Below are 15316 nucleotides of genomic sequence, written 5' to 3'. Positions count from 1 at the left end.
TCTTTATTCGATAATAAAACGGGGAGATATGCTCCCCGTTTTATTATTTGTCTAATAATGCTTTAACTCGTGCCACGACGTTTTCCACTGTAAATCCATATTCTTGCATAATTTTTTCACCAGGTGCCGAGGCTCCGAAGCGATCGATAGCTAAAATATCACCTTCATCACCTGTATAGCGCTCCCAACCAAGAGATGAACCCATTTCGATAGCAAGACGCTTTTTCACATGCTTTGGAATGACACTCTCTTTATATTGCGCTGGTTGCGCTTCAAAACGATCCCATGAAGGCATGCTTACAACAGAAACATGAATACCTTCATTCGCTAACGCTTTTTGTGCTTCTACCGCTAAGCTCACTTCTGAACCAGATGCAAGCAATAATGCTTGTACTTCCCCTTGCGCTTCAGAAACAACGTACGCTCCTTTTTTCACTCCTTCATATGCACGTTCCGCTGTCGTCGCTAGGGTAGGAAGATTTTGACGTGTCAACACAAGTGCCGTCGGACGATCTGTGGATTCTACAGCTAATCGCCATGCAGCTGCTGTTTCGTTTGCATCTGCTGGACGAATGACACATACATTCGGCATCGCTCTTAATGAAGCGAGTTGTTCAATTGGTTCGTGCGTTGGACCATCTTCACCAACCGCAATGCTGTCATGTGTAAATACATATGTGACAGGTAATCCCATAAGCGCAGCAAGTCGAATCGCTGGACGTAAATAATCTGAAAAGACGAAGAACGTACCACCGTACACTTTCACACCGCCGTGAAGCGCCATACCATTTAACGCTGCGCCCATCGCAAATTCACGTACACCAAACCAAATGTTACGACCTTCATAACTTCCAGGTAAGAAGTCCCCTGCTCCTTTAATCAACGTTTTATTTGAACCTGCTAAGTCTGCGGATCCACCTAAAAATTGTGGTACGACTTTTGCGATTGCATTCAGTACTTCTCCAGAAGAAGCACGTGTCGCTAGACTTTTTCCTTCTACATATACCGGTAACTCTTTTTCCCATCCTTCAGGAAGTTTGCCATCAATCGCCATGCGTAATTGTTTTGCTAAGTCTGGATACGCCTTTTCATATTCAGCAAATAAAGCATTCCACTCTGCTTCCTTTTTCTCTCCGGCTTCTTTTACTACTTTTTCAAAATGAGCATACACTTCGTCTGGAACATAAAAATCTTCTTCAAACGTCCATTTATATGCTTGTTTTGTTAGCTTAATTTCATCTTTCCCAAGCGGGGCACCATGTACATCTGCTGTTCCTGCCTTGTTTGGTGAACCGTAACCGATTGTTGTTTTCACTTCAATTAATGTCGGGTGTTCTAAATCTTTTTGAGCTTCAGCAATAGCTCGAGCAATTTCCTCGATGTTATTACCATCTTCTACACGAATATATTGCCATCCGTACGCTTTGAAACGTTGTTCTACACTTTCCGAAAACGAAAGATTTAATTCACCATCTAGCGAAATATCATTCGAATCATAAAGGACAATGAGGCGACCGAGTTTTAAGTGACCAGCTAACGAAGCAGCTTCTGCAGAAACCCCTTCCATTAAGTCACCGTCACCGCAAATGGCATATGTAAAGTGATTGATGATTTCGAAGTTATCTTTGTTGTATGTAGCCGCCAAATGACGCTCTGCCATCGCCATTCCGACAGCCATCGCAATCCCTTGCCCAAGCGGTCCAGTCGTTGCTTCGACACCTGGCGTATGACCGTATTCTGGATGTCCCGGTGTTTTACTTCCCCATTGACGAAACTGTTTAATATCTTCCATTGTGACGTCGTAACCGCTTAAATGGAGCAAGCTATACAATAACATTGAACCATGCCCTGCTGATAATACAAAGCGATCTCGATTGAACCATTTTGGATTGCGTGGATTATGATTCATAAACTTCGTCCATAATGTATACGCCATTGGCGCTGCACCCATTGGCATGCCTGGGTGACCGGAATTTGCTTTTTCAATAGCATCAATTGACAACGTACGAATGGCTGTAATTGATAATTGTTCGATAGAGTGTGTCATTCTTTTCATCCTTTCGTTTGCAAGCATTCTCACCTTTTATGATATAGAAAAGTTCGTAAAATGTACAATGGTTCACAACATTTTTTTTGACAAACCAACGAAAAAAGAGAACATCTATGTAGTATGTTCTCCATGATAAGCACATTAATGCAAACGTTTTTTCTTACTGTCCTTTAATTTTTTTGGTGTAACATCATTGCCATTTGGATCGATAACTTTTACAGCATGCAACGTTTCGATCATTGACGCTCGAAAGGCAGCAATATACTCCGTACGGAGTTGAAGCTGTTCTTGTTTTTCTTCATCTGTAAGACCTTCTACTTTTGCTTTTTTAGCTAGCGCATTAATTCGTGCTATTTTTTCAGAAGACAACATTCAACCTCATTCCTTCGTATTGACTTTTTCACTCGTATCATCATACAAAAACTTTTCTTTGTTGACAAGTTGTTCATATTCTTTGTATCGGCGGTGAACGGTCGCTTTTGATACATCATACCCTAGTGAACGGAGCATGGCCGCAATTTCTGCGAACGTTAAGCGATTTTGGCGCAAACGAACAATGTCTTCTATCGGTACGTCTTTTCGATCTCGTCCGGCCTGTTCGCCAACATTGCGCAAATTATTTTCCGGTCGATAGCCGTTTTGAACAGCTCGTTGCATCCCACGTTTAATTTTTAAGTTATGTATTTTTCTTTGATATTCCTCTACAATACTAATGATTTCTAACACCATCGAATCTGCTTCTGACAACTGGAGCTCTCCGCGATGACTAACTGTATACACGCGAATACCTTCTTTTTGTAAACAACGGAGGAGCGCAATTTTTGCATTTCCTCGTCCAAGCCTTGTTTCATCTTGAACAAGAACGACATCAATCCGATGTTGTTTAATGGCATCAAGCAACTCCATAATCCCTACACGTTCAATGTCATAGCCACTTGCCTGTTCTTCAATGATCTTGATAATATTCATTTCATATTCTTGGGCTAACTTTTCAAGCTCCTCTTTTTGTCTTTGTAACGATGTTTCTTGCGCCTGTTTTGTCGTACTTACTCGACAATAAATAATTGCGTTCATCCGTCATCCCTTTCTCTATGGTTTGTTAGCAACAAGTTGATTTTCACGATTTGATTTTAACACAGGAATGACAATTTTCTCACCAACGATTAATCGATCATCCGAACGTCCATTCACTTTCATCACCCATTCAATAAATTGCTGGTGCGACAATTGATGCTCATGTTTATATTGATCTGCAAGCTCCCATAACGTATCGCCGGCTGATACCGTAATTTCAACATATTTTTCTTTATCAACAGATTGTGTTACGTGTAAAAATGCCCATACAAATAGTACACTAAACAAAACCATCATCACATAATGTATTTTCCCCATACAACCTACCCCCTAGAACATTTGTTTGTATACATAATAACGAGAACTTCTGTTCGTGTCAACTATTTTTTCGAACTTATGTTTGTATTAACATACAAAATTATGTTATAATATGGGCAAAGATTGAAAAGGAAGAGGTGTATAATGATGACGAAATTGTCAAAACGGCAACAACAAATTTTGGACTTTATTAAACAAGAAGTGCGCACAAAGGGGTATCCACCGTCAGTAAGAGAAATTGGCGAAGCCGTTGGTTTAGCCTCGAGTTCTACCGTCCACGGCCATTTAGCTCGTTTAGAAAGTAAAGGCTTCATTCGACGCGATCCTACAAAACCTCGAGCTATTGAGATTTTGGACGAGCACGAATCCATCCCGAAAACCAATGTCATCAATGTTCCAATCGTTGGAAAAGTCACAGCCGGACAACCAATTACTGCGATTGAAAACATTGAAGAATATTTTCCTCTTCCAGAACGGTTCGTCTCACCAGATGATCAAGTATTTATGCTACAAATTGTCGGAGAAAGCATGATTGAAGCCGGTATTTTAGACGGAGATTATGTGATCGTTCGTCAACAACAAACCGCTAATAACGGAGATATCGTTGTAGCGATGACTGAAGATCATGAGGCGACAGTGAAACGATTTTTTAAAGAAAAAGACTATATCCGTTTGCAACCTGAAAATTCAACGATGGAACCAATTATTGTTCAAAATGCCACAATTTTAGGAAAAGTTATAGGTGTATATCGTGCTATTCATTAAGAGAACATAAAAAAGCTAACGGAAAAACCGTTAGCTTTTTTAGTAAAGGCTCATATATTGCTCACGTTCCCATGGATGTACTGCAGTACGGAACATATCCCATTCAATTTCTTTCGCTTCGACGAAGTGTTCGAACAAATGCTTACCAAGCGCATTAACAATTACTTCATCCGACTTTAAGTTTTGAAGCGCTTCTGCTAATGTTGCAGGCAAGTCAACAATACCTTCTTCTAAGCGTTCCTCCTTTGTCATCACGTAAATATTGCGATCAACTGGGGCAGGAGGTGTTAATTTATTTTTAATTCCATCTAGTCCAGCTGCCAATAATACAGCCATTGCCAAATATGGATTAGCTGCAGGGTCTACGCTACGCACTTCAATGCGCGTACTCATGCCACGTGACGCAGGAATGCGAATGAGCGGACTACGGTTGCGTGCTGACCACGCAACGTAACAAGGTGCCTCATATCCTGGAACGAGACGTTTGTATGAATTTACTGTTGGGTTCGTTACTGCTGTGAAGTTTGGCGCGTGCTTTAACACACCTGCGATAAACTGCAATGCTGTTTCGCTTAGTTGCAATTGACCGTTTGGATCAAAGAAGGCATTTTCACCATTTTTAAAGAGCGATAAATTACAATGCATACCAGAACCGTTCACACCAAAGAGCGGTTTTGGCATAAACGTTGCATGTAAACCGTGTTTACGCGCGACCGTTTTTACAACAAGTTTAAACGTTTGAATGTCGTCACACGCTTTTACGGCATTGGCATACTTAAAGTCAATTTCATGTTGCCCTGGCGCAACTTCATGGTGAGATGCTTCAATTTCAAAGCCCATCTCTTCTAGCTCTAATACGATATCACGACGGCAGTTTTCACCTAAATCCGTTGGTGCTAAGTCAAAGTAACCACCATTATCGTTTAATTCTAACGTCGGCTCTCCTTTTTCATCCAACTTAAATAAGAAAAACTCCGGCTCTGGACCTAAGTTAAATTCAGTGAAACCAAGATCTTCCATTTCTTTCAATACACGTTTTAAGTTATAACGCGGACACCCTTCAAATGGAGTACCATCTGGGTTATAAATGTCACAAATAAAACGTGCCACTTTCCCTTTTTCAGCTGTCCACGGGAAAATAACGAATGTATCTAAATCTGGATATAAGTACATATCCGATTCTTCGATGCGAACAAATCCCTCGATCGATGATCCATCAAACATCATTTTATTATCGAGCGCTTTTTGTAGCTGACTTACTGGAATTTCCACGTTTTTAATCGTGCCGAGAATGTCGGTAAACTGCAAGCGAATATACTTTACATTCTCTTCCTTTACAATACGAAAAACGTCTTCTTTTGTGTACTTACCCATACATATTCCTCCCCCAAAATGAAAAAGATCATTTATGTTAAAAACATAAATCCTTAGTGGAAAAAGCGAGCGATATCCCCTTGACGAAGCGAGGCGCGATTAAAACGCCCTGCTTCCATTAACTCGGCACGCAGCAGCTTACGCAACTCTGCTTCTGACAAATCTTGCTTCACCACTTTCGGTGCAACAGATGGCGTTGTTTCAGTATGCTGTTGTTGACGTGAGGCAAAAATTTGTTTAATACCTGCCAAATTAACACCTTGCTCGATTAGATCTTTAATTTCAAGCAAACGATCCACGTCATTAAACGAGAATAACCGACGATTGCCTTCTGTTCGCGCAGGTGAAACGAGACCGTGTTCCTCATAGTAACGAATTTGTCGCGCTGATAAATCAGTTAACTGCATAACGATACCGATAGGAAATAACGGCATGGAGCGACGAATGTGACTATTCATGTCGACCCCTCCTCACATAATACGTATTTTCATTTTATTCTATGTTATTTTACATGTCAATGGTATGTTATATTTTATTACATATTTTTTTCTGAAATATTTTATAATTGAATTAAACGCTTTTCAAGTAACTGATCAATAGCCATACAAACAGCGATTTTGACGTGCGAATACGTTAATCCTCCTTGCACGTACGCGACATACGGTGGACGAATCGGTCCATCAGCAGATAGCTCGATGCTCGCTCCTTGAACAAACGTCCCTGCCGCCATAATGACGTCATCTTCATAACCTGGCATATAGTTCGGGTATGGGGTAAAATGAGCGTTGACTGGTGATGCAAATTGAATCGCCTGGCAAAATGCAATCATTTGTTCTGCATCATCAAATTGCACCGATTGAATTAAATCTGTACGTGTTGCGTTCCATGTCGGGTACGTATTCATGCCGATACGCTCAAGCATTGCCGCAGTAAAGACCGCGCCTTTTAACGCTTGTCCGACAACATGTGGCGCTAGGAAAAAACCTTGGTACATCTCCTGCAAACTGTACAGCGAAGCGCCCGCTTCCGCCCCAATTCCCGGCGATGTCATTCGGTACGCACACATTTCGATATATTCGCGTTTACCAACGAGATATCCTCCCGTTTTCGCCAATCCGCCACCTGGATTTTTAATAAGCGAACCAGCAATTAAGTCTGCACCAACATGGCACGGTTCCTGCTCTTCGACAAATTCTCCATAACAGTTATCGACGAACACGATGACGTCTTGTTTGATTGCTTTGACAAAATCAATCATCTCTTTTATTTCAGCAATAGTAAACGATGGGCGCGGGTCGTACCCTTTTGAACGTTGAATGCCGATCATTTTCGTTCGTTCGTTCATTGCCTGTTTGACCGCTGCAAAATCGACTGTTCCTTCTGGAGTGAGCGGTACGCTGTTATAACCAATATGAAACTCTTTTAACGAGCCAATTCCTTTGCCGCGAATGCCGACGATTTCTTCAAGCGTATCGTACGGTTTGCCGGTAATGTACAAAAGTTCATCGCCTGGACGTAAAATGCCGAATAAGGCAATTGTAATCGCATGCGTACCAGAAATAATTTGTGGACGAACGAGCGCCGCTTCCCCGCCAAATACGTCCGCATACACTTTTTCGAGCGTGTCCCGTCCAATATCATCATAGCCATATCCTGTCGATGGAATAAAATGCGCATCGCTTACTTGATGGCGACGAAAGCTTTGTAATACGCGATATTGATTGGAATCAATACGCTCGTCAATCGCGCGGTGAATCGGGGCAATTTGTACCTCGACTTCTTTGACGAGCGCTGCAATGGTTTCTCCATGTGTTAAATGCTGAAACATAACAAAACCCTTTCTATTTACTGTATGTTCTTAGTTGTAACAAAATTGGATGCTCTGGCAATAGGTAGCCGCTACATTCATACATGCCACTTTGTTCGTTGTAGTGCATGTGTTGTACAATCGTTTCTCCTTTTAGTTGCGCAAGCAATTTCCCTTCAAACGATGGAATCGCCACGTCGTAACGTTCCATCGCTTCACTTGTTTTTTCTTCAATAAATTGGCGCAAGGTTTGAACGTCTTGTTCGTTGAATGCGCTCACTAACATATAATCGGTTTTCGGGCTTGGGACAAAGCTTGGAAGAACGATGTCACGTTTGTTATAAATCGTTGCCATCGGAATGTTCGTTGCTTCCAACTCCTCAAGCAAACGGTAAACGGTTTGTTCATGTTGAATATAGTCCGGATTTGATGAATCGACAATATGTAAAATCAAGTCAGCTTCTTTCACTTCTTCTAACGTCGAACGAAACGCTGCAACGAGCGTCGTCGGCAAGTCTTGAATAAAACCGACCGTGTCCGTTAGAAGCGCTGTATAGCCGCTTGGCAGCACAAGTTTTCTTGTGAGCGGATCTAAGGTGGCAAATAATAAATTTTCTTCAAACGCATCCGCGTTCGTGAGCCGGTTAAAAAGCGTTGATTTGCCCGCGTTTGTATAGCCTACTAGCGCAATTTGAAACACCGCGTTTTTCTTCCGCCGCTCGCGATAGCGCTCGCGATGTTCAACAATGACTTTTAGTTGTGCTTTAATTTCATCGATGCGGCGACGAATATGACGGCGGTCTGTTTCTAGCTTCGTCTCCCCCGGTCCTCTCGTTCCAATTCCACCGCCTAACCGAGAAAGTTCTGTACCTTGTCCACTTAAGCGTGGCAAAATATATTGTAACTGGGCAAGCTCGACTTGTAATTTTCCTTCTTTAGAGCGCGCACGGCTTGCGAAAATATCTAAAATAAGCTGCGTCCGATCAATGACGCGCACGTTTAATAACTTCGTTAAGTTGCGATTTTGGCTTGGTGACAATTCATCATTAAAAATAACAACATCTGGTTCAAACTGCTCAACAAGCCGAACAAGTTCTTCCACTTTTCCTTTGCCGATATATGTCGCCGGATGAATCGTGTCCCGTTTTTGTGTGAGACTTATGACGACCTCACCGTTTGCGGTATGAACAAGTGAAGCAAGCTCTTCTAGCGAATACGAAAACCGTTCATCGTCAACATGTGGTAATTGACACCCAACAATAATGACTTTCTCCTTTTCCATATTTCCCCTCTTTCCTATTGAACGTCTGTTCTCATCATAACAAATCTTAGGCAAAAGTGCTATGACTGAAAAAATGATCGTTGATTTTTTCATATTTTATACATAGAATTTTAATGTAATGTTACATCATAGAAAGGATTGCGAGAATGACTTGGGAAGTATTAAGTATGATTGGCACCATTGCGTTTGCAATTAGTGGCGCTATTGTCGCTATGGAAGAAGAATACGATATTTTAGGTGTGTACATCCTTGGAATTGTCACGGCGTTCGGTGGTGGTGCTGTGCGCAACGTATTAATTGGTGTACCCGTATCTATTCTTTGGCAACAACAAACACTTTTTTTTATTGCATTTATTGCAATGACAATTGTCTATTTGTTTCCCCAAAAAACGCTACCACATTGGCAACGTTGGGGAAACTTTTTCGACGCCCTCGGGCTTTCAGCTTTCGCCATTCAAGGTGCGCTGTATGCTGCTCAAATGAATCGTCCGCTAAGCGCAGTTATTGTTGCGGCTGTATTAACTGGGAGTGGCGGCGGAATGATTCGTGATATACTAGCTGGAAGAAAGCCCCTTGTATTGCGTGATGAAATTTACGCCGCTTGGGCGATTTTAGCCGGCATCGCCGTCGGAACCGGCATCGCCGACTCCCCCGTTGGATTGTATGGATTGTTTGTCATCGTTGCGGCATTGCGCATTTTATCATATACGTACAACTGGAAATTGCCGAATAAATCATTGAAGGCGGGAAACTAAAACCGGATGTCTCGACGGAAACATCCGGTTTCTTTTTATTCTTCCCATCTCTCAACAATAGTCGCGGTTGCCATGCCGTGCCCGATGCAAATCGTTAATAAGCCGTAGCGCCCCTTTCGTCGTTCGAGTTCGTGGACAAGCGATGTCATCAGTTTTACACCCGTTGCGCCAAGCGGATGACCTAAAGCGATCGCCCCACCGTTGACGTTCACTTTCGAAAGCGGAGCACCGAGTTCTTTTTGCCAAGCAAGAACGACAGGCGCGAACGCTTCGTTAATTTCGACAAGATCGATATCGTCCATCGTGAGGTTCGTTTTGTGCAATACTTTTTTCGTCGCCGGAATGACGCCGTCCAACATGTATGTCGGGTCGGAGCCGACGACAGTTTGGGCGACGATTTTTGCTTTCGGCTTCAAGCCGAGGTGAAGCGCTGTTTCGCGCTCCATCAGTAACACGGCCGCTGCGCCGTCGCTCATTTGACTTGCGTTTCCAGCGGTAATTTTTCCGTCTTGTTTAAAAACCGGCTTCAATGCCGCCAATGCTTCAAGCGATGTATCTTGGCGCGGTCCTTCATCGGCTGTTACGATCATATCGTTGCCGTCTTTATCAAGCCCGTGGACGGGTACGATTTCTTCGGTGAAACGACCTTCCGCTTGCGCCCGAAGCGCCCGTTGATGGCTTTCGTACGCATATTCGTCTAACTGTTCTCTTGTCAATCCGTATTTTTCGGCAATCAGTTCGGCAGAAACGCCTTGGTGGACGAATTCGTATTTTTCATGGAGTGACGGTGGAATCGTTCGCTCGTTTCCGTCGCTTAAAATCGGCACTTTCGTCATGCTTTCGACGCCAGCCGCAATCGTAATATTCATATCGCCTGATTTAATTTCTTGGGCAGCGAAATGAATCGCTTGCTGGCCGGAACCGCACATCCGGTTGATTTGCACCGCAGGTACTTCCACTGGAAAGCCTGCCTCTAATGCTGCTAACCTCCCGATATTGTAGCCTTGTTCGCCAATCGGTGTCACGCATCCCATCACAATATCTTCGACTAGCTGTTTTGCAATTCCCGCTCGTCTGACGACTTCATCGAGCGCCACAGCTGCTAAGTGAACAGGATGTTTGTCGCGAAACACCCCGTTTCGCTTGCCGACAGGAGTGCGTACCGCTTCGACAATCACCACTTCTCGCATATCTTTCCCTTCTTTCATTCGTATGTGTAAAATCCTTTGCCTGTTTTTCGGCCGAGATGTCCTGCTTCGACAAGTTTGCGAAGCGTTTGCGGCGGACGGAATCGGTCGCCATACGCTTCTGTCATATTTTCGCTGACAAATAGCATCGTATCTAACCCAACTAAATCGGCAAGTTCAAGCGGTCCCATCGGGTAATTCAGCCCGAGGCGAATCGCTTTGTCAATATGTTCCGCAGAAGCGACCCCTTCTTCATACATGCGAATGCATTCAATCATATGCGCCGCGAGCGCCCTTGTTGTCACAAACCCTTGCATATCTTTTACGATGACCGTTTCTTTGCCAATTTCTTCGGACAGTTGTTGAATCGCTTCCATCGTCTGCTCGGACGTCGCCACGCCTTTCACGATTTCAATGAGCTTCATGACTGGCGCTGGGTTAAACCAATGCATGCCGACGACTTGGCTCGGACGTTTGGTCGCTGCGGCAATCGCCGTGACGCTTAATTCCGACGTATTTGTCGCTAAAATTGCTTCTTGTTTCGCATAACGGTCAAGCTGTTCAAACACTTGTTTTTTGAGCGGCAAATGTTCTGGCACCGCTTCGATGACAACGTCCGCTTCTTTTACTGCTTCTTGCAAGTTCGTTTCGGTTTGAATGCGAGCAAGGACAGCCGTTGCCTCTTGTTCTTGTAGTTTGCCAGCCTTTACAAAACGAGAAAGGCTTTTTTGAATGGACTGCATTCCTTTTTCAAGCGCCGCTTCGGAAATATCGTATAAATAAACCGTTTTTCCGCCCATCGCTAGCGACTGGGCGATGCCGCTCCCCATTAAACCAGCACCGATGACAGCCATTATTTGCATCGTTACTCCTCCTATTGAACGTTTGTAAAATAGTCGCGCAATTGTTCACGTAATTTCATTTTCAAAAATTTTCCGACACTTGTTTTCGGAATTTCGTTCATAAAGACGATCTCATCTGGCAGCCACCATTTCGCAAATTGCGGGCGTAAAAAGTCGTATAGTTCCTCTTTTGTCACATGTTTTCCTTCCTTCACTACAACGCAAGCGATCGGTCGCTCTTGCCATTGCGGGTGCGGCACAGCAACAACCGCCGCTTCAAACACCGCTTCATGCGCCATTAACGCATTTTCTAAATCGACAGATGAAATCCATTCGCCACCGCTTTTAATAACGTCTTTCGTGCGGTCGACAATTTTAATAAATCCTTCCTCATCGACGGTAACGACATCGCCTGTATATAGCCACCCGTCGCGAAACGCGTCTTTGCTTCGTTCATCGTTGTAGTATTCGTCGGCAATCCACGGACCGCGCAAGCATAGTTCGCCCATTTCTGTTCCATTCCATGCTACTTCGCCGTCTTTGCCGATCACTTTCATTTCTACCCCTGGCACAAGAAAGCCTTGTTTCGCACGAATGTCCAGTTTTTCTTCGTTCGATACGTGCTGCTGGTAGCTTTTTAGACGCGACAAGACGACAAGCGGACTCGTTTCCGTCATGCCGTATGCGTGCACGAACGGGATGCCGTATTTTTCTTCAAAGGCGCGAATCATTCCTTTCGGCGCTGCTGAACCGCCACATAAAATGCGCGTTACGCTGCGTAAATCGTACGTGCCTTTCTCCAATTCGTTCAATAAGCCAAGCCAAACGGTCGGCACACCAGCGGCAAGTGTCACTTTTTCTTGTTCCATCAGTTCGACCAATATTTTCGGCGTAAATGCCGCCCCCGGCATGACAAGCGTCGTTCCGAACCAAACCGCCGCAAACGGCAAGCCCCACGCATTCGCATGAAACATCGGCACGACCGGCAGCGCCACATCCGATTCCGATAGTGCCGCACTATCGGCAAGCCCTAGCGCCATGCTATGGAGAACGATGCCGCGATGGGAGTATAATACGCCCTTCGGATTCCCGGTTGTCGCAGACGTATAGCACATGCCAGCAGGATGATGCTCGTCGATATCTTTGACAAATGAAATCGGCTCGGCTTGTTGTAACAATTCCTCATAATGATAAACAGGTGACAGCGTCGTCTCCGGAAGCGTCGGCTCATCGGTCATAATAATAAACGCCTCGACGTTTATTTCGTCTTTCACCCGTTCAATGAGCGGCAATAAATCGTCGTCAATCAATAGCACACGGTCGTTGGCGTGGTTAATAATATACGCGATATGTTGCGGCGACAGGCGAATGTTAATCGTATGCAACACCGCCCCAATGCCTGGAATGGCAAAATACGCTTCTAAATGGCGATGATGGTTCCACGCAAATGTACCAACACGGTCTCCTGTATGGACGCCAAGTGTTCGTAGTGCACTAGCAAGCTTTCTCGTCCGTTCGCCAATTTCTTTATACGTATGGCGGACAAGCCCGTTCTTCATCCGCGAAATGACTTGTTTTTTCGGAAAAAACATTTCTGCCCGTTCAAGCATTGTCGCAATATTTAATGGAACGTTCATCATCTATTATCATTCCTCCATGTTCGTTTAGCTTTGGCGCTCGTGTGCGCTTAGTGAAAAAGTGTTCATCATAGCGAGTTGCTACTTCGGTCCGGTCGTTGTCGATATGAATCATTTTTCGGTACGCGTTATTTGCAAACCACGTTTTCGCTTCATTCGTTTCTAATACCGGCGTTAAACAACAGTCGACTTGTTGCGAAAAATCGATCCATTGTTGGAACGTTTTCGTGCGAAACAACTGCTTTATTTCTAGAAAGAGAGGATTGTCGTCACAGGCTGCCGATAGATGTCCTTCGTACCATTCCGGCTTTTCGACTGCGTCGCAAAAATTGCGCCAAAAGTGTGCTTCAAGCGCGGCAAGCGCCATATAGCGCCCGTCTTTCGTTTCGTACAGATGATACGATACGACCGTGCCAGCTAATATTGGAATGCCGTTTTTTTGTCCGGTATCATGCTCTAATACAAAATGGTTCGTCATCATCGAAAGCAAGCCGTCAACAAGGGCAACGTCTATATAACGTCCTTTTCCCGTCCGTTCTCGGGCATACAAAGCAGCGGTAATTTGTTCGACGACATGCATGCTCCCGATGAGATCGGCAAACGTCATCGTCGGGTGAATCGGACGACCGTCCGCTTTCAGCTGGGCTAAGACACCTGAAAGCGCCATATAGTTTAAGTCATGGCTTCCGAACGACGCATACCGGCTATGTTGGCCATAACCGCTAACCGAGCAATACACAATCGATGGGTTGAGAGCCACTGCTTCCTCATAGCCAAGTCCAAGCTTTTTCATGACACCGGGACGGAAACTTTCAATGATGACATCGGCTTGACGGATGAGGTGTTGCACCGTTTGAACATCTCGTGTATTTTTCAAATCTAGCGCGATGCTTTTTTTGTTTTTATTGTTCGCGTCAAAAAGGCAGTCAGCAGCTAGCCCCCGCATCCGGTCACCTGTTTTCGGCTCGATTTTAATTACTTCCGCACCTAAATCTGCTAAGCGAAGGCTCGCAAACGGCCCGGGGAGATAATGGGAAAAATCAATCACTTTAATTCCATCCAGCAACAAAATCCCCCCTACAATCCAAGATGTTTGGCAATGATCATTTTCATCACTTCATTCGTTCCGGCATAAATGGCGCTAACCGGAATGTCACGATAGCGTCTTGCAATCTCGTATTCTTCCATATAGCCATATCCTCCGTGAAGCTGCATTCCTTCAGAAGCGACACGCTTTGCCATTTCCGTCATCCACCATTTCGCCATTGATACGTTTGCCACGACGTCTTTGCCTGCGATATGTTGTTCGATGACATCGTCAAGAAACGCGCGCCCTAACGCAATTTCCGTCGCCATTTCCGCGAGCCGGAATTGGACGGTTTGAAATTGGCTAATCGTTTTCCCAAACGCCGTACGCTCTTTCACATACCGTTTCGTTAAGTCAAACATCACTTCTGCCGCTGTTTGCGCAGCAATCGCAACGATGAGCCGCTCTTGCTGCAATTTCTCCATTAAATAGTAAAACCCTTTTCCTTCTTCTCCAAGCAAGTTTTCCGCTGGAACTTTTGCATCGCTAAAAAATAGTTCGGCCGTATCTTGGGCATGCAATCCCACCTTTTCTAGCTTCCGACCGCGTGTAAATCCCGGCGTTCCTCTTTCGACGACAAGGAGACTCATGCCTTTATGCGGTGGATTCGCACTCGGGTTCGTTTTGCAAACGACGATGACTAAATCCGCATGAATGCCGTTTGTAATAAACGTTTTTTGCCCGTTGACGATATAATGGTCGCCTTGTTTCACCGCCGTTGTTTTGATACTTGCTAAATCAGAACCTGCCCCTGGTTCGGTCATCGCAATGGCGGTAACGATTTCGCCAGACACACATTTTGGCAACCATTTTTTCTTCTGCTCTTCCGTTCCATATGAGGCGATATATGGGACGACGATATCGTTATGCAAGCCGATGCCGACAAGGCTTGACCCTACTTTTTCTAACTCTTCATTGATGACGACTGAATAGCCAAAATCGGCACCAAATCCACCGTATGTTTCATCTACCCACGGACAAAGAAACCCGTTTTCCCCCATTTTCCGCCAAAACTCGCGCGGGATAATCCCTTGTTTTTCCCAGTCGGCATAAAATGGATACGCTTCTTTTTGCAAAAACTTTCGGAACGCCTCACGAAAGATGTGATGCTCTTCGTGCAAATACATCGCCATGTTGT

The 15316-nt window shown here is 44.4% G+C and carries 15 protein-coding genes; 2 read left to right on the top strand and 13 right to left on the bottom strand.

What is annotated here, in order from left to right:
- Positions 1-43: 43 nt before the first annotated feature.
- The 4 genes from tkt to yneA all read right to left on the bottom strand — a co-directional run bounded on the left by tkt (position 44) and on the right by yneA (position 3442).
- Positions 44-2047, bottom strand: coding sequence for a transketolase (gene tkt, locus HNR43_RS10390; protein ID WP_183243660.1), 2004 nt, complete (start codon positions 2045-2047; stop codon positions 44-46).
- Positions 2048-2191: 144 nt separating this feature from the next.
- Entirely contained in the window at positions 2192-2422 is a 231-nt protein-coding gene (locus HNR43_RS10385) for a DUF896 domain-containing protein (protein ID WP_032099542.1), read from the bottom strand.
- 6 nt (positions 2423-2428) lie between these two features.
- Positions 2429-3124, bottom strand: a complete 696-nt coding sequence (locus tag HNR43_RS10380) for a YneB family resolvase-like protein (protein ID WP_183243658.1) — start codon at positions 3122-3124, stop codon at positions 2429-2431.
- Positions 3125-3139: 15 nt separating this feature from the next.
- Entirely contained in the window at positions 3140-3442 is a 303-nt protein-coding gene (yneA, locus tag HNR43_RS10375) for a cell division suppressor protein YneA (protein ID WP_183243656.1), read from the bottom strand.
- 147 nt (positions 3443-3589) lie between these two features.
- On the opposite strand from yneA, the gene lexA reads away from it, so the two are divergent.
- Entirely contained in the window at positions 3590-4207 is a 618-nt protein-coding gene (lexA, locus tag HNR43_RS10370) for a transcriptional repressor LexA (protein ID WP_183243717.1), read from the top strand.
- Between the two features lie 39 nt (positions 4208-4246).
- Here the strand turns inward: lexA and glnA are convergent, their stop codons facing one another.
- From glnA to hflX, 4 genes are all read right to left on the bottom strand, one after another.
- Positions 4247-5581: a type I glutamate--ammonia ligase gene (glnA, locus tag HNR43_RS10365; protein ID WP_183243654.1), complete on the bottom strand. Its 1335-nt coding sequence runs from the start codon at positions 5579-5581 to the stop codon at positions 4247-4249.
- A 53-nt stretch (positions 5582-5634) separates the two neighbouring features.
- A complete protein-coding gene (locus HNR43_RS10360) occupies positions 5635-6039 on the bottom strand; it encodes a MerR family transcriptional regulator (protein ID WP_183243652.1) in 405 nt (134 codons plus the stop codon).
- Positions 6040-6140: 101 nt separating this feature from the next.
- Positions 6141-7409, bottom strand: coding sequence for a methionine gamma-lyase family protein (locus HNR43_RS10355; protein ID WP_183243650.1), 1269 nt, complete (start codon positions 7407-7409; stop codon positions 6141-6143).
- Between the two features lie 13 nt (positions 7410-7422).
- Complete coding sequence (hflX, locus tag HNR43_RS10350) at positions 7423-8670, bottom strand: GTPase HflX (RefSeq protein WP_183243648.1); 1248 nt, start codon at positions 8668-8670, stop codon at positions 7423-7425.
- Between the two features lie 146 nt (positions 8671-8816).
- Between hflX and HNR43_RS10345 the strand changes: the two genes are divergently transcribed.
- Positions 8817-9425, top strand: a complete 609-nt coding sequence (locus tag HNR43_RS10345; RefSeq protein WP_183243646.1) for a trimeric intracellular cation channel family protein — start codon at positions 8817-8819, stop codon at positions 9423-9425.
- Positions 9426-9460: 35 nt separating this feature from the next.
- Here HNR43_RS10345 and HNR43_RS10340 read toward each other — a convergent pair whose 3' ends face one another.
- From HNR43_RS10340 to HNR43_RS10320, 5 genes are read right to left on the bottom strand one after another with little or no spacing between them, the layout of a single operon-like run.
- Positions 9461-10615 carry a thiolase family protein gene (locus tag HNR43_RS10340; RefSeq protein WP_183243644.1) on the bottom strand — a complete coding sequence of 385 codons (1155 nt, stop codon included), beginning with the start codon at positions 10613-10615 and terminating at the stop codon, positions 9461-9463.
- A gap of 14 nt (positions 10616-10629) precedes the next feature.
- Complete coding sequence (locus HNR43_RS10335) at positions 10630-11475, bottom strand: 3-hydroxyacyl-CoA dehydrogenase family protein (protein ID WP_183243642.1); 846 nt, start codon at positions 11473-11475, stop codon at positions 10630-10632.
- An 11-nt stretch (positions 11476-11486) separates the two neighbouring features.
- A complete protein-coding gene (locus HNR43_RS10330) occupies positions 11487-13094 on the bottom strand; it encodes a long-chain fatty acid--CoA ligase (RefSeq protein ID WP_183243640.1) in 1608 nt (535 codons plus the stop codon).
- Entirely contained in the window at positions 13057-14157 is a 1101-nt protein-coding gene (locus HNR43_RS10325) for a CaiB/BaiF CoA transferase family protein (protein WP_183243638.1), read from the bottom strand. The genes HNR43_RS10330 and HNR43_RS10325 overlap by 38 nt, the downstream gene beginning before the upstream one ends.
- Before the next feature lie 11 nt (positions 14158-14168).
- Positions 14169-15311 carry an acyl-CoA dehydrogenase family protein gene (locus HNR43_RS10320; protein ID WP_183243636.1) on the bottom strand — a complete coding sequence of 381 codons (1143 nt, stop codon included), beginning with the start codon at positions 15309-15311 and terminating at the stop codon, positions 14169-14171.
- Positions 15312-15316 lie beyond the last annotated feature (5 nt).

Source organism: Anoxybacillus mongoliensis (assembly GCF_014201515.1).
Taxonomy (GTDB): Bacteria; Bacillota; Bacilli; order Bacillales; family Anoxybacillaceae; genus Anoxybacillus; species Anoxybacillus mongoliensis.
Note: the sequence above shows the minus strand (reverse complement) of the source record. Positions and strands in the feature narration are given on the sequence as shown.